This window comes from Ketobacter sp. GenoA1, from assembly GCF_003671475.1.
GTDB lineage: Bacteria > Pseudomonadota > Gammaproteobacteria > Pseudomonadales > Ketobacteraceae > Ketobacter.
The window spans coordinates 408,909-432,250 of record NZ_RCHM01000009.1 but is presented as its reverse complement, the minus strand read 5'-3'; the positions used below and the strand labels follow the sequence as shown (position 1 = coordinate 432,250).

Below are 23,342 nucleotides of genomic sequence, written 5' to 3'. Positions count from 1 at the left end.
CCTTACTGACAGGCAGCCGGTCGCGCATTAGCAGGAGCATCGGTTGAACAGCTCCAAGAACCATCAACTTCGCGAGTCCAGGTCAACAATGAGGGCACGCCACTTAAAACCGGCGATGCATTATTGCCAAACGTTGCCACAATACTTATTACACCAGCCAAGGGATCAGTAACCACCGGAACGCCACCCGCCATTAAATTGGATGCACTAACCCCAAGATCGCATTGGTTGGCACCAAGGCCAAGAGTGGTTTTTCCTTCGGCAATACAGTGCTCTATAACTGATCGAATAGCACCCGTTTCAGACATCACTCGACTCACCTGTGAGCGAGTAACATAGTTCTGGTAAAGAGGGATCGCAACTGCAGCCAGAATTCCGATGATCGCAACCACGATCATCAACTCGATGAGCGTGAAACCTTTCTGACCCATAGATTTCATTTCAAATCTCCAGGAATTGACGAGCAAACTGGCCACCCGCTTCACCGCAATCTTCAGAAAAAAGGGGCGCTAAGCGCCCCTTTTCATACTTAGACCCATTCTGATTTAAACTTATGGGCAGCCAGTTGGGTTCAGGTTGTCAGGTGCAGTAGAATCACAAGTCCAAGAGCCTGTATTATCGCGCGTCCAAGTTACGGTAGCCGGGCCAGCCTGAAGAACTGCCGCCGCATTTTGACCAAAAGTCGCGACAATAGTTGTACCCACAACCAGCGGGTCAGAAACAACCGGTAAGCCACCATTGTTCATCAGATTAGACGCTGTCGCACCAATATCACATTCGCCTGCAGCAGTACCCAAGGCCAAACGACCATCGTTGATACAGGCTTCAACAGCCGTTTTAATCGCACCGGTTTCCTGCATTACACGAGTAACCTGTGAACGAGCGATATAGTTTTGATACTGAGGAATCGCCACGGCCGCCAAGATACCAATGATCGCAACCACGATCATCAATTCAATAAGAGTAAAACCCTGTTGCATTTGCTTCTTCATAGATGTTTCTCCAAGCGTTTTGTGTACAACGTTAATTGTCATTGGCATCGGCACTGTGCCAACCAACTAATCCTAAGAAAAGCACAGCTCGTGCCAGAATCAAGAATTTTATCAAACCCCATCAATTCAACACCTTAGCCGAACAAAAAACGACCAACCATAATTCAAGGATTAGCCCTGCGACAAGCAGCGCCAGTTGCTGACAAAATTTGTCACTTGGTTCACCCCTTCAGGTGATTTATTTATTCACTTTGCTTTGCGTTCTGCGGGTTTGATCTACTATTAAAAAAGAATCAATATATACAATTGATTAACGCATTTATCTCATCTGGACCCGCAACCTTTACGGTAATTGACTTTCTGACTATGAATTTAAGCGGCCTGGCCAAAAAACTGTTGAACGAAGGCGCTATCGCGGAGGAAGCCATCCGCAATGCCTCCGACACTGCCCAAAAGCAGAAGATTCCCCTGGTGACCTATCTGGTACAGAACAACCTGATACCAGCCAGAACCATTGCCCTGGCGGCGTCGGACGAATTCGGTACCCCCTTGATTGAGCTGGATTCCATGTCCCCCGACGCCTTCCCCAAGGAGTTGGTGGCAGAGAAGCTGATTCGAAAACACAGGGCATTGCCGTTGTTTAAACGGGGCACCCGACTCTACGTGGCCGTATCAGACCCCACCAACCTGCAGGCACTGGACGAAATCAAGTTCAACACCGGCATGAGCACCGAAGCGGTCATTGTTGATGAGGATAAGCTGGACAGTGCCATCGACCGCTACCTGGAAAGCTCCGATAGCGGGTTCAGCGATCTGGGTGATTCGGACCTGGATGATCTGGATATCGAAGCCGGCGTAGAAGAGGACAAAGGCAACGATGTCAGCGCTGAAGCAGCAGACGATGCGCCTATTGTGCGCTTTGTCAACAAGATCCTGCTGGATGCTATCAAAATGGGTGCGTCTGACATCCATTTCGAGCCATACGAAAAGGCTTACCGCATTCGATTGCGGGCCGATGGCATATTACGGGAAGCCGCACGCCCCCCGGTGAATCTGGCCACTAAGCTGGCCGCACGCCTGAAGGTCATGTCTCAATTGGACATTTCCGAACGCCGGGTGCCGCAGGATGGCCGAATCAAGTTAAAGCTATCAAAAACCCGTGCCATCGATTTCCGGGTTAATACCCTACCCACGCTGTTCGGTGAGAAAATTGTACTGCGTATTCTGGATCCGGACAGTGCCAAACTGGGTATTGATATGCTGGGATACGAGGAAGATCAAAAAACGCTGTACATGAAAGCCCTGGAACAACCCCAGGGGATGATTCTGGTCACCGGGCCCACCGGCTCGGGCAAAACCGTATCCCTGTACACTGGCTTGAATATCCTCAATACACCGGAGCGGAACATCTCCACCGCCGAGGATCCGGCTGAAATCAACCTGGAAGGCGTGAATCAGGTTAATGTAAACAATAAAGTCGGGCTGAACTTTGGGGCTGCCCTGAGGGCCTTCCTGCGCCAGGATCCGGATGTAGTCATGGTGGGGGAGATCCGGGATCTGGAAACCGCCGAAATCGCCATCAAAGCGGCCCAAACCGGTCACCTGGTGCTGTCCACTCTGCACACCAACAGTGCCCCGGAAACCCTCACCCGATTGCGCAATATGGGGGTGCCCGCCTTCAATATCGCCACCTCCGTTTCGCTGATCATTGCCCAACGCTTGGCGCGCAGACTGTGTAAACACTGCAAGAAACCACTGGATATTCCCAACGACACGCTTATCGCAGAAGGTTTTAAAGAAGAAGAAGTCGGTACCTTTACCGTATATGGGCCCCAAGGTTGTGATAAATGTGTGAACGGGTACAAGGGACGGGTGGGTATTTATGAAGTAGTTAAGGTCACCGATGCCATATCCCGCATTATAATGGAAGAAGGCAATGCAATTCAGATTGCAGACAGTGCAAGACAGGAAGGTTTCAATGACCTTCGAACCAGCGGCCTTAAAAAAGTAAAGGATGGCTTAACCAGCCTTGAAGAAGTCAACCGCGTAACAACAGGGCATTAATAATGGCTACGGCAGCACAAGCGCAAACAAAACAATCCAAGAAAGCAGCCATCTCCAAGGTACAAACGTTTAGTTGGGAAGGGCTGGACAAAAAGGGCAATAAGGTAAAAGGCGAAATCCCTGGCCAAAATGTCACGCTGGTGAAGGCAGAACTGCGCAAGCAGGGAATTGTTGCCAACAAGGTGAAGAAAAAAGCCACCTCAATGTTAGGCGCACGCAAGAAAAAGATTACACCGCTTGATATCGCCTTATTTACCCGGCAATTGGCTACCATGATGAAAGCCGGGGTGCCCCTGGTTCAATCTTTTGAAATTGTCGCCGATGGCCACGACAACGCCTCCATGCGCGAACTGCTCCTCAAGATCAAATCGGACATTGAAGGGGGTAACAATCTGGCCACTTCTCTGCAAGCTCACCCTGCCTATTTTGACCCATTGTTTGTCAGCCTGGTGGAATCGGGGGAGCAGTCCGGTGCACTGGAAACCATGCTGGATCGTATCGCCATCTACAAAGAAAAAACCGAAGCGCTGAAAGCCAAGATCAAAAAAGCGGTTAAATACCCCATTGCCGTGTTAGTGGTGGCTGCCGTCGTAACTGCGATTCTACTGATCAAGGTGGTGCCCACATTTCAGGAGCTGTTCGGCAGCTTCGGTGCTGAACTACCTGCCTTCACCCAAATGGTCATTAATATGTCGGAATGGCTGCAGACCTGGTGGTGGGCCGTATTGCTTATCGGCGCGCTGACCGGCATTGCTTTCACGGAAGCCAAAAAACGCTCGGAAGCATTCCGGGATGCAATTGACCGTTTTGTGCTCAAACTACCGGTGGCCGGTGATATCATTTACAAGGCCACCATTGCCCGTTATGCCCGGACCCTCGCGACCACTTTTTCTGCGGGTGTACCTCTGGTGGACGCTCTGGACTCGGTTTCCGGCGCCACCGGTAATGTAGTTTATCGGAATGCAGTAGATAAAATTCGCGATGATGTTTCCAGTGGCACCCAATTAAACTTCTCCATGAAATCCTCCGGTGTATTTCCCGCCATGGCGGTACAAATGACTGCTATCGGTGAAGAATCCGGCGCCCTGGATACCATGCTGGAAAAAGTCGCCACCTACTATGAAGATGAAGTTGACAACGCTGTAGATGGGCTTACAAGTTTATTGGAACCCATCATTATGGCCTTTCTGGGCGTTGTAGTAGGTGGTTTGATCATCGCCATGTACCTACCCATCTTCCAACTGGGTTCTGTCGTATAAGGACACGCTTGCCAACAATGACCAACCAGATAATTCAGTATCTCTCCAATAACCCCGACTACTTCGCCGGGGTTATTTTTTTCTTCGGGCTGATGTTCGGCAGCTTCTTTAACGTGGTGATTTATCGTGTCCCAGTCATGATGCACCTGGAGTGGCTGGAGAACTGTCGGGATTTCATCAAAGAAACGTTCGGCCAACTCCCTGCGGAGCTGGAGGCCCATCCTGACAGTCTGCCCAAAGCGCCCTTCAATATCGCCAAGCCGGATTCCACCTGTCCACACTGTGGTCACCTGATACGCTGGTATGAAAATATCCCTGTTGTCAGTTACATTGCGCTGAAAGGCAAATGCAGCCAATGCAGCAACCCCATTTCAGTACGCTATCCCATTATTGAACTGGTTACCGCGGTGCTTTCCTGCTTCGCGGCCTATCATTTCGGCTTCAGTTGGGAGGCCGCTGCGGCACTGGTACTGACCTGGACACTGATTTGCCTGACCATGATCGACTTCGATCACAAGCTGCTGCCTGATCACATCACCCTGCCCTTGCTGTGGCTGGGGTTGATCCTCAACATCAATGGCATGTTCGCCTCGCTACAGGACGCCGTTATCGGCGCTGCTGTGGGCTACCTGTGCCTGTGGTCCCTGTATTGGGTGTTCAAACTGCTCACCGGCAAGGAAGGCATGGGGTATGGCGATTTCAAACTCCTGGCTGCACTGGGAGCCTGGATGGGCTGGCAATACCTGCTGCTGATTCTGGTACTTTCTTCAGTGGTCGGCGCCGCTGTGGGCATCAGCCTCATAGTGATCAAAGGCCGCGATAAAAACATTCCCATCCCGTTCGGCCCATATCTGGCCGCCGCCGGCTGGATCGCCTTCTTCTGGGGTGAGAGAATTCTCGTCAATTACCAGAACTTCCTGCGCTAACCGCTCCAGACTCACCCTTTACATCCCCCTGCTCTATCGTAACAATAGGCCACTTCGAATATGAGGTGGTCTATGTTGGTAATTGGGGTAACCGGTGGTATCGGCAGCGGAAAAACCGCTGCAACGGATCGCTTCCAGGAGCACGGTATTACCGTGGTGGATGCGGACCTGGCATCCAGGGTGATCGTGGAACCAGGGCGCCCGGCCCTGCAGGCCATCGCCGAACATTTTGGCCCCCACCTCATCGCCGCCGACGGCAGCCTGGATCGCCGTGCCTTGCGGGAGATTGTGTTTACTGACCCCGCCCAGCGCCAATGGCTGGAACAGCTTACCCACCCGCTGATCGGCCAGGAGATTGTCGCTCAGATCCAGGCCAGCACCTCTCCTTACACCATCCTGGCCTCCCCCCTGCTTCTGGAAAGCAGTCAACATCAGATGGCGAGCCGGATACTGGTGATTGATGTACCGGTAGAGATGCAAATCGCCCGTACTGTGGCCCGGGATAAAACCACGGAAGCGGGAGTGAAAGCCATCATCGCTGCCCAGATGTCACGGGCGGAGCGCCTGTCGAAGGCGGACGATGTGATTTGCAACGATCAGGATCTGAATCATCTACACAGCGAAGTGGACAGGCTCCACCAAACGTATCTGCAACTGGCGAGGGATGTATGAAAGTAAAGTGCCCCACCTGCGACAAGGAAATCGAGTATTCCACCAACAACCCGTACCGTCCTTTTTGCTGCGAGCGCTGCAAATTGATCGATCTGGGGGAATGGGCCAGCGGCGAGCGTTACATTGCCGGCGAAGCGGACTGGTCCATCGGCGACGACGAACCACAGGATAAGCCCTTGCACTGAACTCTAAGATTGGGAAAACCGAAATTCAGCCCGTCTATTGAGCTTCACTCCCTTTACTTCCAGGCCAATAACCGGAGATCCCGGCACCACCCTGGGCCCCCAGCGCAACCAGTTGCCCGAGATCAGCCGGCGCCACTCCTCCCAAGCCGTACACGGGCAGCTTTGCAGCGCTTACCCATTGGGAAAATAGTGTCAACGGTAGGGGCTGTGCGTGGGGATGGCTGGCGGTAGGTTTAAAGGGCGAAAGCGTAACAAAATCCAGCCCCAGTTTTTCCGCCTGCTGAATATCCGACAAACTATGACAGGAAGCCGCCACCCATCTGTGCTGTGATGGCCGTGAAGTGATGCGATGCAACTGCCCTGAGGTGAGATGCACCCCATCCAATTGAGATTGCACCGCATCACTCATATCGCTGTTCACCAACACCCAGGCGTCGTGTTCCTGCTTCATGGCACTGATTGCGGATACCAGCTGCGCCGTGTCCTGTGCTGAGAGCGCTTCTTTGATACGCAATTGGAACAGGCGGTACCCCGCCTCCAGAGCCCGCCTGAAACCACCGCAGAATGCCGCCACCGAATCATCAAGCGATGGCGTAATCACATAGTGCCGTGGCAGCTGTGCTGCACTCACAATGGGAACATTGGCATCCGGAAACTCAAATTCACTGAGTGAATGAGGACTGGTCCAGCGGATTTCCTGCCCCTCGGCGCCGATCGCCTGCCCGTCAAATTCAGTCACCCGCCAAACGTCCAGCAGCACCTGCTTGTCCACATAATCATGGGCAACCGTAATCAAAGGCTCGAAGCATTTCGCCTGAATACCCAACTCCTCTTCCAGCTCCCGGCACAGCGCCGTCTGCACCGGTTCCTGGGGCTCCACCTTGCCCCCTGGAAACTCCCATTTGCCCCCCTGATGCACGTGATCGTGACGGCGGGCGATAAGGATGTCCCCATCCCGTTCGATCACGGCAGCAACAACATGGACGCGCTTCATTGCTCAGGAACGGTAGTCGGCATTGATTTTCACATAATCGTAGGAAAAGTCCGTAGTCCAGATAACGGCTTTTGCGTCACCACGCCCCAGCTTCACGGCAATGGTAATCTCTTCCTTCTGCATTTCCGCTACCCCGGCCTGCTCGGTATAACTGGCGGCAACCGCACCGTGTTCGGCGATCAACACATCGTTCAGGGCCACCGACACCTGATTCACATCCAGCTCAGGGATGGGTGCCCGCCCCACCGCCGCCAAAATGCGTCCCCAGTTGGGATCACTGGCGAACAAAGCCGTTTTCACCAGGGGAGAATGCGCAATCGTATAAGCAACCTCCCGCGCTTCCTCCAGAGAGGCCGCCTCCGCCACGTCTACCGCAACAAACTTGGTGGCCCCTTCCCCATCCCGCACAATGGCATGGGCCAACTGCAGATAAACTGCCATCAGTGCCGTTTTGAAGCGCGATAAACCCTCCGGATCCTGTTCTGAAACACGAACACCGGACTTGCCGGTGGCCACCAACATACAGCAATCGTTGGTGGAGGTATCGCTATCCACCGTAATGGAGTTGAAGGATGCCTGGGTCGCCTCTGCCGCAAGCTGCTGCAACAGCTCAGGCTCTACCAGGGCATCCGTTGCCACATACGCCAACATGGTGGCCATGTTGGGTTTGATCATACCGGCACCCTTGGACAGACCGGACAGCGTCACGGTATCAGCGCCGAACTGCAGTTGCACGGAGACCCCTTTGGGCCGGGTATCGGTCGTCATAATGCCGTGAGCCGCATCACTCCAGCCATCTTCACTCAATGCCGAGAGGCAGGCAGGCAGACCGGCAATGATCCTTGCCACCGGCAACGGCTCACCAATCACGCCAGTGGAGAAGGGAAACACGCTGATCTCAGAAACGCCGGCCTGCTGTGCCAATGACTGACAAACCGCAACAGCATTCTGCATCCCCTGCTGACCTGTTCCGGCATTGGCGCAGCCGGTGTTGGTAACCAGGTACAATGTCTCATTGGAGCGCCCCGCCAGTTTGGCCAGATTGTTTTTGCATAGAGTCACCGGTGCAGCACAGAATGCATTGCGGGTAAAGGTTCCGGCAATAGTGCTTCCTGCCGCCGCCTCCATCACCACCAGGTCGCGACGATCAGAATACCTTACCCGTGCCTGAGTCGTACCCAGGCGAAATCCTTTCACCGGATGCATGACACCAAAGGTTTCTTTTCCTACCGCCATTGTCTATTCCTCTTGATATTGTGCTGACACTATTGCACTGACCGGCCCCACGAAAAAGGGGCCTTAACAGCCCCTTGTTTGGATTCCGGTATGTTACTCAACCTGCCCATGGCAGTGTTTGTATTTTTTCCCGGAACCGCAGGGGCAGGGCTCGTTACGCCCCACTTTGCGTTCCTGCCGCTGGAAGGGGGTATTGCCCTGCTGATCCGGCTGCTCGTTTTCCGCGGTAGCAGAGGCATCGGCATGTTGTAAGGTCAGCTCCCGCTCTGCCGCGGCACGACGCTGCCGCTCCAGCTCTTCCACCTCTTCCTGACGACGCAGTTCAACTGTGGTCAATACGCGAACCACTTCCAGTTTCACGTTCTCGAGGAAGGTCTGGAACAGCTCAAAGGCTTCCCGCTTATACTCTTGCTTGGGATTCTTCTGCGCATAGCCCCGCAGATGAATGCCCTGCCGCAAATGATCCATATTAGCCAGATGCTCTTTCCAGAGCCGATCCAGCGTGGCCAGCATCACATGCTTCTCCAACTGGCGCATCACATGAGCTTCGTCACCCAGGTTGGCTTCCTTGGTGGCATAGGCCTCTTCCAGAACACCGATAATCTTTTCTCTCAGGGTTTCTTCATGCAGGGATTTATCGTCGTCCAACCACTGTTGAATGGGCATCTTGATGCGGAAATCGGTTTCAATAGCATGCTCCAAACCGTCCACATCCCACTGCTCCACCATGCTCTGGGGAGGAATGTAGCCACTGATAAAGTCGTTCACCACATCAACCCGAATGGCTTTGATGTTCTCCGACAGATCCTCGGCGTGCAGAATATCATTACGTTGTTCATACACAACACGGCGCTGGTCATTGGCCACATCATCGTATTCCAACAAAGATTTGCGGATATCGAAGTTGCGCCCTTCCACTTTCTTCTGGGCATTTTCAATGGATTTGGTCACCCAGCGATGCTCAATGGCTTCGCCCCGTTCCATACCCAGGGTCTGCATCAAACCTTTAACACGGTCGGAGGCAAATATTCGCATCAGTCCGTCTTCCAGTGACAGGAAGAAACGGGTGGAACCCGGATCACCCTGACGGCCGGCACGACCACGCAATTGATTATCGATACGGCGGGATTCATGGCGCTCGGTGCCGATGATGTGCAAGCCACCAGCGTCCTTCACGGCCTGGTTGCGTGCCTGCCACTCCGTTTTCAGCTTTTCGATCTGCTCCGGGGTGGGGTTTTCCAGCGCATCCACCTGCGCCTGCCAACTGCCACCCAAGACGATATCGGTGCCCCGACCGGCCATGTTGGTGGCAATGGTCAAGGCGCCAGGCTGGCCGGCCTGAGCGATGATGTCCGCTTCCTGGGCGTGAAACTTGGCGTTCAATACCTTATGCGGCACTTTTTGTTTTTTCAGCAGGGCCGACAGGTATTCAGAAGTTTCGATAGACGCTGTGCCCACCAACACCGGACGCTCGGCCTTGATTGCTTCCTGAATGTCTTCAATGATGGCCTCGAATTTCTCTTCCGCTGACATGAAGATCAGATCATTCATGTCATCACGCACCATCGGTTTGTTGGTGGGAATCACCACCACATCCAGGCCATAAATTTGGCGGAATTCGAAGGCTTCCGTATCTGCGGTACCGGTCATGCCAGACAGTTTGGAGTAAATGCGAAAATAGTTCTGGAAGGTGGTGGACGCCAGGGTCTGGTTCTCATTCTGGATGCGCACACCTTCCTTAGCCTCAATGGCCTGATGAATCCCATCCGACCAGCGGCGGCCAGCCATCGTACGGCCGGTATGCTCATCCACTATCACAATCTGGTTATTCTGGACAATATAGTCAACGTCACGCTGGAACAGGCAATGGGCTTTCAGCGCAGCATGCACGTGATGAAGCAGGTTCAGATTGTTGGCGGCGTACAGGCTATCGCCTTCGTGGAGCAACTTGAATTCGGTGAGCAACTCTTCAACGTACTGGTGCCCTTCTTCCGTCAGTTCGACCTGCCGGTTTTTCTCATCAATGGTGTAGTGATAGGTTTTGGCTTCCTCGCTGATCTCCCCTTCCTCATAACCTCGTTCGAGTTTGGGAATCAGAACGTTAATCTTTTTATACAGTTCGGAACTGTCTTCACTGGGGCCGGAAATGATCAGGGGTGTACGCGCCTCATCGATCAGGATCGAGTCCACCTCATCCACAACGGCAAAATTCAACGGCCTCTGCACCCGGTCTTCCAGGGTGAAGGCCATATTGTCACGCAGATAGTCAAAACCGAACTCGTTGTTGGTGCCGTAGGTAATATCGCAGGCGTAGGCAGCGCGTTTGGTGGCCGGATCCTGTTGCGACAGAATAACGCCAACACTCATACCCAGGAATTCATACAGGGGCCGCATCCAGTCTGCATCCCGCTCCGCCAGATAATCGTTCACCGTCACCACATGCACTCCCTCCCGGGAGAGCGCATTCAGGTAGACCGCCAGGGTAGCAGTCAGGGTTTTACCTTCACCGGTGCGCATTTCGGCGATTTTACCTTCGTGCAGGGTAATACCACCGATCAACTGACAATCGAAGTGACGCATGCCCATAACCCGCTTACTGGCTTCGCGAGCCACCGCAAACGCTTCCGGCAAAATGGTATCCAGAGCTTCGCCCTGCTCAAGACGGGATTGGAACGCAGGGGTTTTGGCTTTCAGTTCCTCGTCGGACAACGCCTGGATCTCTTCTTCCAGAGCATTGATCTGCGCAACCAACTTGCCCATTCTCTTGAGTTCGCGATCGTTCTTGCTGCCTAAAATCTTGCGAAACAGTGGTCCTAACATAGGTTTTCACTTCTATTACTGAGGCTTTCCTGACCGGCTGACATGTGAGCCATTTAATAATCTCGGCAGTGCATTAGAGACTGAAACAGCGTCGACTCTCCCAAATGCCAACAGGAATAAAATTAAAGGGCCAATTCTAACGTTATTTTCCCAGTAGGATAAAGCATTTACGCGCGGGAATAATGCTTGGCGCACCCTGATGATGCGCTAACTTGACGATCAAACGCGCCGATTGATCAATCAGCTGCGTTTGCGGTAGACATAGCGGGCAGGGTCAACCGCCTTACCATTTTTACGAACTTCAAAATGCACATGGGGGCCCGTGGAGCGTCCGGTACTTCCCATACGGGCCAGGGTTTGACTCTGCTTGACGATATCGCCCACAGAGACCAGGATCTCTTTGGCGTGACCATAGCGCGTGGTGATACCACCACCATGATTAATTTCCACCATCAGCCCGTAGCCATAACGCTCTCCGGCCCAGGTTACCACTCCGGAACCCACCGATACGATGTCCGAACCTTCCTTGCCGGCAAAATCAACCCCCGCATGCCAGGCCGGGCGCCCGGTAAACGGGTCCGTACGCCGACCAAAGCGCGAGGACAGCCAGCCCCAGGTCACCGGGCGCCCGGCAATGGAGACTTCCTTCTGCAGTTTACGATTGGCCAGCAGGCTTTCGAGCACTTCCAACTGCTGCTCACGTGCCTCAATATCGGCGGCTAACTGGTCAAGGTCGGCAAGAAAGCTGGGCCGATCCACCTCCACCTGCAATTCACCTTCTTCCGGGCCACCGACGGCGGGGATGCGTGAAAACTCAAATTCTCCGCCATTCAGCTTGGCCACTTCCACCAAACGCTCACCCAAGGCATCCAGCCGCATCAGGCGCGCCTGCAATTCCGCCATTCTGACGGTCATGGCGATTAATTGATCTTCTGCCTGTTTTCGCGCCTGCTCTATTCGTTCGGCGTTACTGGCGATATCACTCTGCAGAAAGGCGGCCAGATCCCCGGGCTCGCTGGCCTTGGTTCCAGACAGATACACACCGGCCCCCAACCCCAGTACTGCTGACAGGCCCAGGCCCAGAACCAACGTAACCACCAACAGAGGGGTTCGCAGCTTCAGTGTTCGCGATTGGCCAGTTTTGGGATCAAGAAGAATAATGTTCATTACTAATTACTACTCTAGAGCTAGCCGCCATTTTAGTTCAGAATCCAATCAGGGACAGTTACACCCGATTGTTGAAATCCACCCAGAGAATTGAGCAATTTCTACCAATGGCGCAGGACGGTACCATAAAAAATATAAGAGATCTCATGCTTTGCAACAAAGAAGTGAAGTCTCTCACCGAAAATTCCTTGCAGGTTGCTGAACTGAATCACATTTTGGCAACTTCGTTGCCCAGCAAGCTGGCTCAGTTCTGTAAAGTGGCCAGCTATCGCAACGGTGCCTTGCACCTGGAAACCAGAACCGGTGCAGCCGCGACGCAACTTAGATTCATGCAACCACAAATCTTTTCCAAACTAAAAAAATCAAGCAAATTCAGGGCATTGCAGAGCATCAACATTCGCATCGCTGCGGCTCCAGCGCAATTGGACCGACATTACAAACGGTCTCTGCCCACCGTTTCCCGGCAAAACTGCTTACTGATACGACAAACCGCTGACACGATAGCGGACCATCAGCTGGCCGACTCCATGCGGAACCTGGCCGATACACTGAAAAACCGGGGCAACTAAAACTATGGCAGAAAACAGGGGAATTTCCATGCAACCCTGCCCGAAAGCCAGGTTGCATGGACGGAAGGAAGTTTTTAACTAATCAGCTTTGGCTTAATCCATTGCCAAAACAGGTCTTGCATAAGAGATGGGTGCCACTTTCTCATCATCAAAGGTGACGATTTCCCAGGCATCCTCCTGCACTAACAGCTCTCGCAACAGCATGTTGTTCAATGCATGACCGGATTTGTAACCTTGAAATTCACCGATCAGGCTCTTGCCAAGCTGGTACAGGTCGCCAATGGCATCCAGTACCTTGTGTCGAACAAACTCATCGTCGTAACGCAAGCCGTCTTCGTTGAGAATACGGTAATCATCCACCACGATGGCATTTTCAACGCTGCCACCCAAGGCCAGATTACGCTCACGCAGATATTCGATATCGCGCATAAAGCCGAAGGTTCTGGCTCGACTTACTTCCCGTACGAAGGAAGTACTGGAGAAATCCAGAGCGATATGCTGACTGCGATTTTTGATCACAGGGTGATCAAAATCGATGGTGAAGCCCACTTTGAAGCCATTAAACGGCAGGAAGGTGGCCGTTTTGTCTCCATCCTTGACTTGCACCTTGCGCTTGATGCGGATGAACTGCTTCAGCGCATTCTGCTCTTCAATGCCTGCAGACTGCAGCAGGAATACAAAAGGCCCCGCGCTGCCATCCATAATCGGCACTTCAGGTGCGCTCAGATCCACATACGCATTGTCGATACCCAGACCAGCCAAAGCAGATAACAAATGCTCTACTGTGGATACACGGACATCACCGTTCTCCAACGTAGTGGACAGGGTGGTGTCACCGACGTTCAGCGCATCAGCGCGCACGGTCACCACCGGGTCCAGGTCTGTGCGGCAGAATACAATCCCGGTATTCACCGGAGCGGGTCTCAGGGTCAAATAGACCTTGTCACCTGTATGCAGACCGATACCGGTCGCACGAATTGTATTTTTCAATGTGCGTTGTCTAATCATGTTGCTCCACACAAATCAAAGAGTTAAAAGCTCAAAAGGCACGAAATCTTAGTCTGCCGCAATATTAGCAGTAACTGTCAAGATAACCAAATATTTAGCAAACAATTGTGCACCTTTTAACCTATTTAATCCGCCTGGCGTCTCAAAAACGTCGGTATATCCAGATATTCACGATTCACATCTGATTCCATTACCGGACGACGGCGGCTTTCCGTAACAGGTTCACGGCGAATGCGATCCACTGCCGGTTTGTCGAACTGCTTATAGTCTGAGACAGCCTCAACAGGAGACCGTTTAGTCACACCTTCAACAGCCCGTACAGGGGACACTTGTTCGCCCACTGCGCCCAGCCCGGTGGCAACCACCGTTACCCGCAGATCTTCACCCATGGATGGATCAATCACCGTACCAACCACCACGGTGGCATTTTCAGACGCAAACTCTTCCACCGTATCGCCCACTTCAGAGAATTCGCCCAGAGACAGGCTCTCACCGGCAGTGATGTTCACCAGAATACCGCGGGCGCCCTGCAGATTCACATCTTCCAGCAACGGGCTACGGATGGCTTTTTCCGCCGCTTCGCGGGCACGGTTCTCACCGGCGGAAAATCCGGTTCCCATCATGGCCATACCCATCTCGGACATCACGGTACGCACGTCGGCAAAGTCCACGTTAATCATACCGGGGCGAATGATCAGGTCAGCAATACCCTGTACCGCACCCAGCAGTACATCGTTGGCTGCCTTGAATGCATCCAGCAGGCTGGTTTTAGGCCCCAGTACCGCCAACAGCTTTTCATTGGGAATGGTGATCAGAGAGTCCACATTTTCAGTCAGCTCCTTCATCCCTTCCATCGCAACCTGCATGCGCTTGCGGCCTTCAAAAGGAAATGGTTTGGTGACCACTGCAACAGTCAGAATACCCATTTCTTTAGCGATCTCGGCAACGATCGGAGCGCCGCCTGTACCGGTACCGCCGCCCATGCCTGCCGTAATGAATACCATATCAGCGCCTTCCAGCACTTCACGGATGCGCTCACGATCTTCCAGCGCCGCGTCACGACCCACATTGGGATTGGCACCGGCACCCAAACCTTTGGTCACCGCACCACCCAGCTGCAACAGGGTTTTGGCATTCATGTTTTTCAGCGCCTGGGCATCCGTGTTGGCGCAGATAAACTCTACGCCATCCACTTGATTGGACAGCATGTGCTCGACGGCATTACCGCCACCGCCACCAACGCCTACTACTTTGATGACTGCGTTCTGAGGAACGTTATCAACTAGTTCAAACATATTTATCTCCCTTCCTTTCCTTCAGCTATGGTTTCTCGTGTTGAGAACTTTTCAATTTTGTTGTTGTGACAATCAAAAGTTGCCTTTGATCCAGGTCTTCATTTTGTCCATAAAGCCAACCTGCTCAGTGGCAGGAAGGTTTTGTGTCGCGGCGCCGGACGCAACCTGCTTCTGGCCGTACTTGAGCAAGCCTACGCCAGTGGCATAAATGGGGTTCTTCACCATTTCCGTCAAACCGGTGACGGTCTGTGGTGATGCCAATCGCACCGGCATATGAAAGATTTCTTCGGCCAACTCCACCGCGCCTTCCATTTTTGAGGAGCCACCAGTCAAGACGATGCCGGCGGCGATCAGATCTTCGTAGCCCGAGCGGCGCAACTCAGCCTGCACCAGCGAGAACAGTTCGTCATAGCGCGGCTCCACCACCTCAGCCAATGCCTGGCGCGACAACTCCCGGGGCGGACGATCTCCGACGCTGGCTACCTTGATGGTTTCATCCGGCCCGGCCAATTGAGTGAGGCAGCAGGCATACTTAACTTTGATGTCATTGGCATGCTCAGTGGGGGTACGCAACGCCATGGCGATGTCATTGGTTACCTGATCACCTGCGATGGGAATCACTGCGGTATGACGAATGGAACCTTCAGTGAACACGGCAATATCGGTGGTACCACCACCAATATCCACCATACAAACCCCCAGCTCTTTCTCATCGTCGGTCAGCACTGCATAAGCTGATGCCAGTTGCTCCAGAATTATGTCCTCCACTTCCAGGCCACAGCGGCGTACACAGCGCTCAATATTCTGTGAGGCATTTACTGCACAGGTGACCAGATGCACTTTTGACTCCAGTCGCACACCCGACATCCCCATAGGCTCTTTGATGCCTTCCTGGGAGTCGATAATGTATTCTTGGGGCAAAATGTGCAGAACTTTCTGATCGGCTGGAATAGGAACCGCCTGGGCGGCATCAATTACCCTCTCCAGATCAGCCCGGGTGACCTCCCGATCCCGCACCGCGACAATCCCATGACTGTTCAGGCTACGAATATGACTTCCGGCAATACCAACGTATACAGAGTGGATCTGGCACCCGGCCATGAGTTCGGCTTCCTCAACCGCCCGCTGAATGGACTGAACCGTGGACTCGATATCCACCACAACTCCTTTTTTCAGCCCACGGGAGGGACAGGACCCAATACCGATCACCTCGATAAAGCCATCGCCTTTCAGCTGGCCGACTATCGCAACCACCTTGGTGGTCCCAATGTCCAGCCCTACAATCATTCGGCTACCCATACTTCTCACTACCCCACTGGACTTTTCCTGTGTACTTACGGGATGGGAATCTCCCAGGCCAAACATGTTACGCAGCGTCTGTGTCACCATCATCATTCTTCCACTTGATTGCCAGTCCATTTTCGTATCGCAAGTCGACTTTGAACAGTTGTTGTTTTTGTTGCTCGGTGAACATCGAGTACAGCCGGGTAAACCGTTTCAGTTTTTCCACACTGTGCTTATCATCAACCACCAACATCAATCCGTTGTCGAGTTGCGCCTTCCAGGAAATTCGATCTTCCAATTCAAGACTGTTAACTGAAAGACCAACTTCGCGCAAAATTTCCTGCATTTTACTAAAACGTTGTGCAATAACCGCAGCTTGATCTGGCTTGCCTATAAAAGTAGGCAAATTTACATCAGGCTGCACGTGTTCTGCAGAAAATATTTCACCTTTTACACTTAAAAATTCATTTTTTTGCCAATTAGCCACCGGCACACGTTCCTGCAGGTAAACGATCAGCGTATTGGGCCATTCTTTTTTGGCGTCAGCGTAATCGATCCAGGTCAACGACTCCGTTGTTTGTTTCACTTTTTTCAGATCAACTGTAAAAAAGTTTTCCACCATATAGGGTGCCAACGCCGCTTCCAAAACCGACCGATCCACATACTTGAGATCCCCCATTACCGTAATTTTCTGAATGGGGTATTGCGCAAACCAACGCTGCAGCACCAGTCGGCCGGATAACATCAGGGCCGCTACCATTAGCAACACAAACACCAACACCATCAAACGCACGGTATCTCGGTTAACAGGCTGCTTTTTGGCTTGCGCTTTACTCACTTCATTACCCTTTTGCACCCAGAGCTATGGCCTCAACCAGTTGCTCGAAACTGTATCCTTTTGCCTTTGCCGCCATCGGCACCAGGCTGTGATCGGTCATACCCGGCACAGTATTGACTTCCAGCAACCAGAAATGTCCGGCCTCGTCCATCATGGCGTCAACTCTGCCCCACCCTTTACAACCCACCGCGCTGAACGCCTGCAGCGAGAGCTGCTGTAACCGTTCTTCCTGCGCATCACCCAGGCCGGAAGGAATTAGGTATTCGGTGGTGCTGGATTGATACTTTGCGTCAAAATCATAAAACTGGTTGGGTGTTTTCAAGCGAATCACCGGCAGCGCTTCCTCACCCAGGATCGCGCAGGTGTATTCCGCCCCCTGCACCCACCTTTCCAGCAGAATAACGTCATCATGATCCAATGCCTTATCCACTGCTGCCACCAGCTCCGCTTCAGTAGTAGCCCTGGACATACCGATACTGGAACCTTCATGGGGCGGCTTCACCATCACAGCACCGCCCATGCCCTCCAACACCCCGTCCAGCCCTTCGCTGCTGGTGACCGATTTAAAATCGGGGGTTGGCAAACCAAGCCCCGACCAAATCAGCTTGGTCCGAAGTTTATCCATGCCGATAGCCGATGCAGAAACGCCACTGCCGGTATAGGGTATATTCAATACTTCCAGCAAGCCCTGGATCACCCCGTCTTCTCCACCGCGGCCATGCAGTGCAATAAATGCGGTATCAATTTTCGATAACTGCTTAAACAGTTCTTCATTAAAGCGTACGTCAATACCGACCACATCGGCGTGCAACGATTGCAGAGCCGCCAGCACTGCGTGGCCGCTGCGCAGCGATATGGCTCGCTCAGCGGACTCTCCACCGTACAACACGCCAATTTTTCCCAAAGCCGCTAATGCACTCATCGTCAGGTCACACCTCGGTTAACTGGCTGGATGCCAGCTTGCTGGAAATCGCACCCACATTTCCGGCTCCCTGTGTAATCAACACATCACCGGGCTTGAGGATGTTGCGCAGTATTTGAGGAATATTCTTAACATCCTCTACGAACACCGGGTCTACGGCCCCGCGCTGACGAATACTGCGACTCAAGCTGCGCCCATCAGCACCGGGAATCGGATCTTCTCCTGCGGAATACACCTCCAGCAGCAGCAACAGATCCACTTGGGATAGCACTCCCACAAAATCTTCATACAGATCACGGGTACGACTGTAGCGATGTGGCTGATACATCATAACGATACGCCGATCAGGCCACGCACCCCGCGCCGCATTCAAAGTGGCAGCCACCTCAGTAGGGTGATGACCGTAGTCATCCACCAGCGTAACCGAACCGCTTTCAATCTGCAGATCGTCACACACCTGGAAGCGACGTCCCACACCCTGGAATCTGGCCAGCGCATTCACTATCGCCTGATCTGAAATCCCCTCATCAGTGGCCACAGCAATCGCTGCCAGGGCATTCAGTACATTGTGGTGCCCGGGAATGTTCAGGGATATTTTCAATACTCCCTGCCGATCCTTTCGCACCACATCAAAGTGCGAACGTGTACCTTCCATAATGATATTTTCAGCCCTGACATCCGCATCTGCATGGGTGCCATAAGTGACAATGGGCCGCGACACCAAGGGCAGCAAGCCCACGATAACGGGATCATCGATGCACATCACCGCCAGCCCATAGAACGGCAGGTTATGCAGAAACTGAATAAAAGTTTCCTTCAGTTTGTTAAAATCACCGCCATATGTTGCCATATGATCGGCTTCTATATTCGTCACCACCGAAATCATAGGCTGCAGATGGAGAAACGATGCATCGCTCTCGTCAGCTTCTGCCACAAAATAGCGGCTGTCGCCCAACCTGGCATTGGTTCCGGCGCTGTTAAGCAATCCACCGATCACAAACGTGGGGTCCAATTCGCCTTCCGCCATAATGGAGGCAATTAAACTGGTGGTGGTGGTTTTTCCGTGCGTACCCGCCACCGCGATACCATGTCGGTAACGCATCAGTTCACCCAACATCTCTGCCCTGGGCACCACAGGAGTCCGCATTTCCTGAGCTGCCAGCAGTTCCGGGTTATCCTGCTTCACGGCAGAGGACACCACCACCACACTGGCTTGGGCCACATTGCTCTCATGATGCCCAATAAACACTTTGGCACCCAATTGTTCCAGTCGCTGCGTGATTTCGCTGGTCCGAATGTCGCTTCCGGTAATGCGGTATCCCTGATTCAGGAGCACTTCGGCAATCCCACACATACCCGCGCCACCAATGCCGACAAAATGGATGGTACGAATACGGCGCATCTCGGGAATCTCAATCATTCGGGCAATGGCTTTTCGATCACTCATCAGGCCATCTCCATGCAACGTTGCACCAGTTTTTCGGTGGCATCGGTCATCGCCAGTGCCCTTGCTTTTTCCGCCATACTTTTCAATTTTTCTCTACTTTTCAGTTGCTGTTTCAACAACGCAGCGAGTGCCGCCGCGTTCAGGCCCTGTTGCTGTATCAGAACCGCTGCCCCGGCGAAACTAAGATATTCACCATTCTTAGTCTGGTGATCGTCAACCGCATAGGGATAGGGTATCAACACTGAAGCCACCCCGGCAGCTGCCAACTCACTGACGGTTAATGCGCCGGAGCGACAGATCACAACATCCGCCCAGGCGTAAGCTGCGGCCATATCATCAATAAACGGCACCACGTCTGCATCCACGTTCGATTGCAGATAGTGCTGGCTGGCCGCTTCGATATTCTTGGCGCCGCACTGATGCCGTACCAGGAACTCAACATCAGATTGGAGTCTGGCCAGCGCCTCGGGTACCAATTCATTCAATGCCACCGCGCCCTGGCTACCGCCCAAAACAAGAATCCTAAGAGGCCCTTCACGCTGCTCATAGCGCAACGCAGGAGGATCTATAGCAACGATTTCCCGGCGCACCGGATTACCCGTTGTTTCAACATCGGCACCGGCAGGAAACGCACTGGGAAAGGCCTGAAATACTTTGCGAGCAAAACGCGACAACATCTTGTTGGTAAAGCCTGCAACCGCATTCTGTTCATGTATAAATACCGGGCGTCGACATAACCAAACACCAACTCCGGTTGGACCAGTTACAAAACCACCCATGCCCAATACCAAATCGGGCTGATAACGTCGCACAATGCCAATGACCTGCATAACCGATTTGACTATTTTTAATGGGGCCCAGATTAAACGTGCCAATCCCTGCCCACGCACACCGGCGACATCCAGAAACTCCATTCGAATATCATTGGTGCGGACAATATCGGCTTCAATACCCTGACGGGTGCCAACCCAACATACTTCAACACCGTATTCCTGAAACAACCGGGCGGCTGCCAGCGCTGGAAACACATGGCCTCCGGTACCACCGGCGGTAATCAAAACGCGCTCGATTTTCTTGACCGCCGTCATAATACCGGCTCCTTACGGGCACCAGCCACTTTCTGCTTGCGCCCGCCAGATGATTTTTTTTGAGGCGCGGCAGAATTCGCCTGGTTTTCCATATCAGCACGCATTATCAACGCCAACACGACACTCATTATGATCAGACTGCTGCCACCATAACTGATAAACGGCAGCGTCAGCCCTTTGGTGGGCAACAGGCCGCTGGCAACACCAACATTGACCAATGCCTGCAAGCCTATCAATGTCGCCAATCCATAGACCAGATATGCATTAAACAGGTTTCCCAGCAACTCCGCGCGGCGCCCCACACCGAATGCCACTACCACCAACATCACAAACAATCCAATTACCAGCAAATTGCCCACCAGGCCGAGCTCTTCCGCCAATACCGCAAACACGAAATCCGTGTGCGCCTCCGGCAGGTAAAAAAGTTTTTGAATCGAGTTACCCAGCCCTACCCCTGTCCATTCACCGCGGCCAAATGCGATCAGGCTCTGCACAAGTTGATAACCACTGGAATACTGATCCGCCCATGGATCGATATACCCCATCACACGCTTCATCCGGTATTCAGAGGAGGCCACTAAAAGATAGGCCGACCCAACACTGCCACCTACCACCAGCAGGAACTGGGTAAGACGCACCCCGGCTAAAAACAACATGGTGAAAACAGCGCTCATAATAACCACTACGGCACCGAAATCTGGCTGCCTGAGCAACAACAGAACCATCACTGACAGAACCACCACCGGCTTCATAAAGCCCCAAAAGGTTTGTCGAACCTCCTCAACCCGGCGCACAAGGTAGCCAGCCACATACATCAGGGCACAGACTTTGACGATCTCGGACACCTGAATGTTAATGGGCCCCAAATGAATCCAACGGGTACTGCCGTTGACGGTTTTTCCTATCCCTGGCATCAACACCAGGGCCAGCAAAATATAGGCAATGATGAGCAAAGCTCCGCTGCTTCTTTCCCAAACGGCCAGGGGTATCTGATAGACAAGCAGGGCACATACTATGCCTGCCGCCAGATAGACGCCATGGCGCTTCACGAAGAAAAATGGCGAATCATAATTGAGTGATGCCATATCCATTGATGCGGAACCAACGACAACCAGCCCAACACACATCAGCGCGCAGACAATCAGCAGCAACCATTGCCGGGAAGACAACGCGACTGAATGTGAACTGACTGTTGTTGACTCTAATGTGCGCATTGAGTGCATTAACCCCTGACCGCAGTCATAAACTGATGACCACGATCCTCGTAATTTTTAAATTGATCAAACGAGGCGCAGGCGGGAGAAAACAACACGACATCACCCACCTTTGCTCGACCCTTGATCCATTCCACCGCTGCTTTCATGTTCTCCATTTTCTCCACCGGTTTCGCACCAGCGACAGCATCGGCAATTTCCTGAGCGTCCCGCCCGAATACAACCACCTGATCCACTTTCTCCTCTATTGCGGTGGCCAATGGCTGAAAATCCGCATCCTTACCTTCGCCTCCCGCCAGCAAAAAAAGCCGCCCTTTGATGTTTTCCGCCAAACCGCGGATGGCAGCAACACTGGAACCGACATTGGTGCCTTTCGAATCATTGAACCAGGCCACACCATCCACATCAGCGACCCACTGACAACGATGTGGCAATCCCGGAAAGGCCTTGATCGCTGGCAAAGCATCGCTGTAGCGATCGCCTGAAAACTCTGCAATCACGGCGAGACAGGCAGCAACATTTAATAAATTATGTGCGCCACGCACATGCAGCTCTGCGTCGGTTAACACCGCCTTTGTCCCATCCATTACACAGGTTTCTGTGCCCGAATCATCCACATAGAATCGGCCATGGGCTTGCGTATCCCCCCCGAAAGGCAGCAATGTAGGTACCGCCTGTATGGGTTTGGTCCGGTGATCACTCAGCCAGTAAACCGCCGCCTCACAGCCTTCAAAGATTCTCTGTTTTGCCATTGCGTAATCTTCAAGTGAATCATATCGATCCATATGATCCTCAGTAACGTTGAGATTCACTGCAATTTTGGCCCGTAAGCTGTGGGTGGTCTCCAGTTGAAAGCTGGACAACTCCAACACCCACACATCCACATCCAGAGCCGTTGACAACGCATCCAGTACAGGCAAGCCAATATTGCCGGCCACACAAACGTTGTAACCCAACGCTTCCAATGCCTTGCCGATAATACTGACCACAGTACTCTTACCGTTAGAACCGGTAACAGCGATCACGGGAGCATCTACCGATTTTGCAAACAACTCCACATCACCAGAACAAGGCACACCCGCCGCTATGGCTTTCGCAATCGCCGGTGTGCTGATGGCTATGCCGGGGCTTACCACCAGCTCCTGCGCCTTGCTTAAATCAAACTGTTCCAACTCTCCGCAATACAACTGCACTGTGGGGAATTCCTGGGCTAATTCTTGCCTTCCCGGCGGCTCCGTCCGGGTATCAATTACGGCCACCTCGCAATCCAGGCGTTTTAAGAAACGCACGCAGGAAAGCCCGGTTTTACCCAAGCCTATCACCACATGTTTGTTCTTTATTTTCGCCACGTTGCCCTGCCTT

Annotated in this window: 21 protein-coding genes; 6 read left to right on the top strand and 15 right to left on the bottom strand. The window is 52.8% G+C overall.

Annotated elements, in window-relative coordinates; all coding sequences use genetic code 11:
- Window positions 1-2: 2 nt before the first annotated feature.
- Both D9N13_RS03380 and D9N13_RS03375 read right to left on the bottom strand, forming a co-directional pair.
- Window positions 3-431, bottom strand: coding sequence for a pilin (locus tag D9N13_RS03380; RefSeq protein ID WP_411268128.1), 429 nt, complete (start codon window positions 429-431; stop codon window positions 3-5).
- A gap of 120 nt (window positions 432-551) precedes the next feature.
- On the bottom strand, window positions 552-992 hold the full coding sequence (locus D9N13_RS03375; RefSeq protein ID WP_290585820.1) for a pilin: 441 nt from the start codon (window positions 990-992) through the stop codon (window positions 552-554).
- A 366-nt stretch (window positions 993-1,358) separates the two neighbouring features.
- Between D9N13_RS03375 and pilB the strand changes: the two genes are divergently transcribed.
- The 5 genes from pilB to yacG all read left to right on the top strand — a co-directional run bounded on the left by pilB (window position 1,359) and on the right by yacG (window position 6,098).
- Window positions 1,359-3,056, top strand: a complete 1,698-nt coding sequence (pilB, locus tag D9N13_RS03370; RefSeq protein ID WP_290585817.1) for a type IV-A pilus assembly ATPase PilB — start codon at window positions 1,359-1,361, stop codon at window positions 3,054-3,056.
- Window positions 3,057-3,058: 2 nt separating this feature from the next.
- Window positions 3,059-4,315: a type II secretion system F family protein gene (locus tag D9N13_RS03365; protein WP_290585814.1), complete on the top strand. Its 1,257-nt coding sequence runs from the start codon at window positions 3,059-3,061 to the stop codon at window positions 4,313-4,315.
- Window positions 4,316-4,332: 17 nt separating this feature from the next.
- Window positions 4,333-5,241, top strand: coding sequence for a prepilin peptidase (locus D9N13_RS03360; RefSeq protein WP_290585811.1), 909 nt, complete (start codon window positions 4,333-4,335; stop codon window positions 5,239-5,241).
- A 72-nt stretch (window positions 5,242-5,313) separates the two neighbouring features.
- Complete coding sequence (gene coaE, locus D9N13_RS03355; RefSeq protein WP_290585809.1) at window positions 5,314-5,913, top strand: dephospho-CoA kinase; 600 nt, start codon at window positions 5,314-5,316, stop codon at window positions 5,911-5,913.
- Entirely contained in the window at window positions 5,910-6,098 is a 189-nt protein-coding gene (yacG, locus tag D9N13_RS03350; RefSeq protein WP_290585806.1) for a DNA gyrase inhibitor YacG, read from the top strand. The genes coaE and yacG overlap by 4 nt, the downstream gene beginning before the upstream one ends.
- A 34-nt stretch (window positions 6,099-6,132) precedes the next feature.
- On the opposite strand, the gene D9N13_RS03345 is transcribed toward yacG, so the two are convergent.
- The 4 genes from D9N13_RS03345 to D9N13_RS03330 all read right to left on the bottom strand — a co-directional run bounded on the left by D9N13_RS03345 (window position 6,133) and on the right by D9N13_RS03330 (window position 12,315).
- The gene (locus D9N13_RS03345) at window positions 6,133-7,092 is read right to left on the bottom strand and encodes a Nudix family hydrolase (protein WP_290585803.1); all 960 of its coding nucleotides are present in this window, start codon (window positions 7,090-7,092) and stop codon (window positions 6,133-6,135) included.
- A 3-nt stretch (window positions 7,093-7,095) separates the two neighbouring features.
- The gene (gene argJ, locus D9N13_RS03340) at window positions 7,096-8,328 is read right to left on the bottom strand and encodes a bifunctional glutamate N-acetyltransferase/amino-acid acetyltransferase ArgJ (protein WP_290585801.1); all 1,233 of its coding nucleotides are present in this window, start codon (window positions 8,326-8,328) and stop codon (window positions 7,096-7,098) included.
- 93 nt (window positions 8,329-8,421) lie between these two features.
- Window positions 8,422-11,148: a preprotein translocase subunit SecA gene (gene secA / locus D9N13_RS03335; RefSeq protein ID WP_290585799.1), complete on the bottom strand. Its 2,727-nt coding sequence runs from the start codon at window positions 11,146-11,148 to the stop codon at window positions 8,422-8,424.
- A 240-nt stretch (window positions 11,149-11,388) separates the two neighbouring features.
- Window positions 11,389-12,315, bottom strand: coding sequence for a M23 family metallopeptidase (locus tag D9N13_RS03330; RefSeq protein ID WP_290585796.1), 927 nt, complete (start codon window positions 12,313-12,315; stop codon window positions 11,389-11,391).
- A 146-nt stretch (window positions 12,316-12,461) separates the two neighbouring features.
- Between D9N13_RS03330 and D9N13_RS03325 the strand changes: the two genes are divergently transcribed.
- Window positions 12,462-12,884, top strand: a complete 423-nt coding sequence (locus D9N13_RS03325) for a DUF721 domain-containing protein (RefSeq protein ID WP_290585794.1) — start codon at window positions 12,462-12,464, stop codon at window positions 12,882-12,884.
- A 93-nt stretch (window positions 12,885-12,977) separates the two neighbouring features.
- Here the strand turns inward: D9N13_RS03325 and lpxC are convergent, their stop codons facing one another.
- The 9 genes from lpxC to murD form a co-directional block, all read right to left on the bottom strand.
- Entirely contained in the window at window positions 12,978-13,892 is a 915-nt protein-coding gene (lpxC, locus tag D9N13_RS03320) for a UDP-3-O-acyl-N-acetylglucosamine deacetylase (protein WP_290585792.1), read from the bottom strand.
- A gap of 125 nt (window positions 13,893-14,017) precedes the next feature.
- On the bottom strand, window positions 14,018-15,187 hold the full coding sequence (gene ftsZ, locus D9N13_RS03315) for a cell division protein FtsZ (protein ID WP_290585789.1): 1,170 nt from the start codon (window positions 15,185-15,187) through the stop codon (window positions 14,018-14,020).
- Between the two features lie 72 nt (window positions 15,188-15,259).
- Entirely contained in the window at window positions 15,260-16,474 is a 1,215-nt protein-coding gene (gene ftsA, locus D9N13_RS03310; protein ID WP_411268127.1) for a cell division protein FtsA, read from the bottom strand.
- A gap of 79 nt (window positions 16,475-16,553) precedes the next feature.
- Window positions 16,554-17,231 carry a cell division protein FtsQ/DivIB gene (locus tag D9N13_RS03305; RefSeq protein WP_290585787.1) on the bottom strand — a complete coding sequence of 226 codons (678 nt, stop codon included), beginning with the start codon at window positions 17,229-17,231 and terminating at the stop codon, window positions 16,554-16,556.
- A gap of 82 nt (window positions 17,232-17,313) precedes the next feature.
- Window positions 17,314-18,231: a D-alanine--D-alanine ligase gene (locus tag D9N13_RS03300; RefSeq protein WP_290585784.1), complete on the bottom strand. Its 918-nt coding sequence runs from the start codon at window positions 18,229-18,231 to the stop codon at window positions 17,314-17,316.
- A gap of 7 nt (window positions 18,232-18,238) precedes the next feature.
- Window positions 18,239-19,681: a UDP-N-acetylmuramate--L-alanine ligase gene (gene murC / locus D9N13_RS03295; protein WP_317622457.1), complete on the bottom strand. Its 1,443-nt coding sequence runs from the start codon at window positions 19,679-19,681 to the stop codon at window positions 18,239-18,241.
- Window positions 19,678-20,766, bottom strand: a complete 1,089-nt coding sequence (gene murG / locus D9N13_RS03290) for an undecaprenyldiphospho-muramoylpentapeptide beta-N-acetylglucosaminyltransferase (RefSeq protein WP_290585780.1) — start codon at window positions 20,764-20,766, stop codon at window positions 19,678-19,680. Before murG ends, murC begins: the two co-directional genes overlap by 4 nt.
- Entirely contained in the window at window positions 20,763-21,989 is a 1,227-nt protein-coding gene (ftsW, locus tag D9N13_RS03285; RefSeq protein WP_317622808.1) for a putative lipid II flippase FtsW, read from the bottom strand. Before ftsW ends, murG begins: the two co-directional genes overlap by 4 nt.
- The gene (murD, locus tag D9N13_RS03280; RefSeq protein ID WP_290585775.1) at window positions 21,989-23,329 is read right to left on the bottom strand and encodes a UDP-N-acetylmuramoyl-L-alanine--D-glutamate ligase; all 1,341 of its coding nucleotides are present in this window, start codon (window positions 23,327-23,329) and stop codon (window positions 21,989-21,991) included. Before murD ends, ftsW begins: the two co-directional genes overlap by 1 nt.
- Between the last annotated feature and the right edge of the window lie 13 nt (window positions 23,330-23,342).

Coding starts and splice junctions, on each gene's coding strand:
- ftsW (WP_317622808.1), bottom strand. CDS start 21,989: ATGCACTCAATGCGCACATTAGAGTCAACAACAGTCAGTTCACATTCA.
- D9N13_RS03330 (WP_290585796.1), bottom strand. CDS start 12,315: ATGAACATTATTCTTCTTGATCCCAAAACTGGCCAATCGCGAACACTG.
- D9N13_RS03375 (WP_290585820.1), bottom strand. CDS start 992: ATGAAGAAGCAAATGCAACAGGGTTTTACTCTTATTGAATTGATGATC.
- pilB (WP_290585817.1), top strand. CDS start 1,359: ATGAATTTAAGCGGCCTGGCCAAAAAACTGTTGAACGAAGGCGCTATC.
- D9N13_RS03360 (WP_290585811.1), top strand. CDS start 4,333: ATGACCAACCAGATAATTCAGTATCTCTCCAATAACCCCGACTACTTC.
- D9N13_RS03365 (WP_290585814.1), top strand. CDS start 3,059: ATGGCTACGGCAGCACAAGCGCAAACAAAACAATCCAAGAAAGCAGCC.
- ftsA (WP_411268127.1), bottom strand. CDS start 16,474: ATGATTGTAGGGCTGGACATTGGGACCACCAAGGTGGTTGCGATAGTC.
- secA (WP_290585799.1), bottom strand. CDS start 11,148: ATGTTAGGACCACTGTTTCGCAAGATTTTAGGCAGCAAGAACGATCGC.
- D9N13_RS03300 (WP_290585784.1), bottom strand. CDS start 18,231: ATGAGTGCATTAGCGGCTTTGGGAAAAATTGGCGTGTTGTACGGTGGA.
- ftsZ (WP_290585789.1), bottom strand. CDS start 15,187: ATGTTTGAACTAGTTGATAACGTTCCTCAGAACGCAGTCATCAAAGTA.
- yacG (WP_290585806.1), top strand. CDS start 5,910: ATGAAAGTAAAGTGCCCCACCTGCGACAAGGAAATCGAGTATTCCACC.
- D9N13_RS03325 (WP_290585794.1), top strand. CDS start 12,462: ATGCTTTGCAACAAAGAAGTGAAGTCTCTCACCGAAAATTCCTTGCAG.
- argJ (WP_290585801.1), bottom strand. CDS start 8,328: ATGGCGGTAGGAAAAGAAACCTTTGGTGTCATGCATCCGGTGAAAGGA.
- D9N13_RS03305 (WP_290585787.1), bottom strand. CDS start 17,231: ATGGTAGCGGCCCTGATGTTATCCGGCCGACTGGTGCTGCAGCGTTGG.
- coaE (WP_290585809.1), top strand. CDS start 5,314: ATGTTGGTAATTGGGGTAACCGGTGGTATCGGCAGCGGAAAAACCGCT.
- D9N13_RS03345 (WP_290585803.1), bottom strand. CDS start 7,092: ATGAAGCGCGTCCATGTTGTTGCTGCCGTGATCGAACGGGATGGGGAC.
- lpxC (WP_290585792.1), bottom strand. CDS start 13,892: ATGATTAGACAACGCACATTGAAAAATACAATTCGTGCGACCGGTATC.
- murG (WP_290585780.1), bottom strand. CDS start 20,766: ATGACGGCGGTCAAGAAAATCGAGCGCGTTTTGATTACCGCCGGTGGT.
- D9N13_RS03380 (WP_411268128.1), bottom strand. CDS start 431: ATGGGTCAGAAAGGTTTCACGCTCATCGAGTTGATGATCGTGGTTGCG.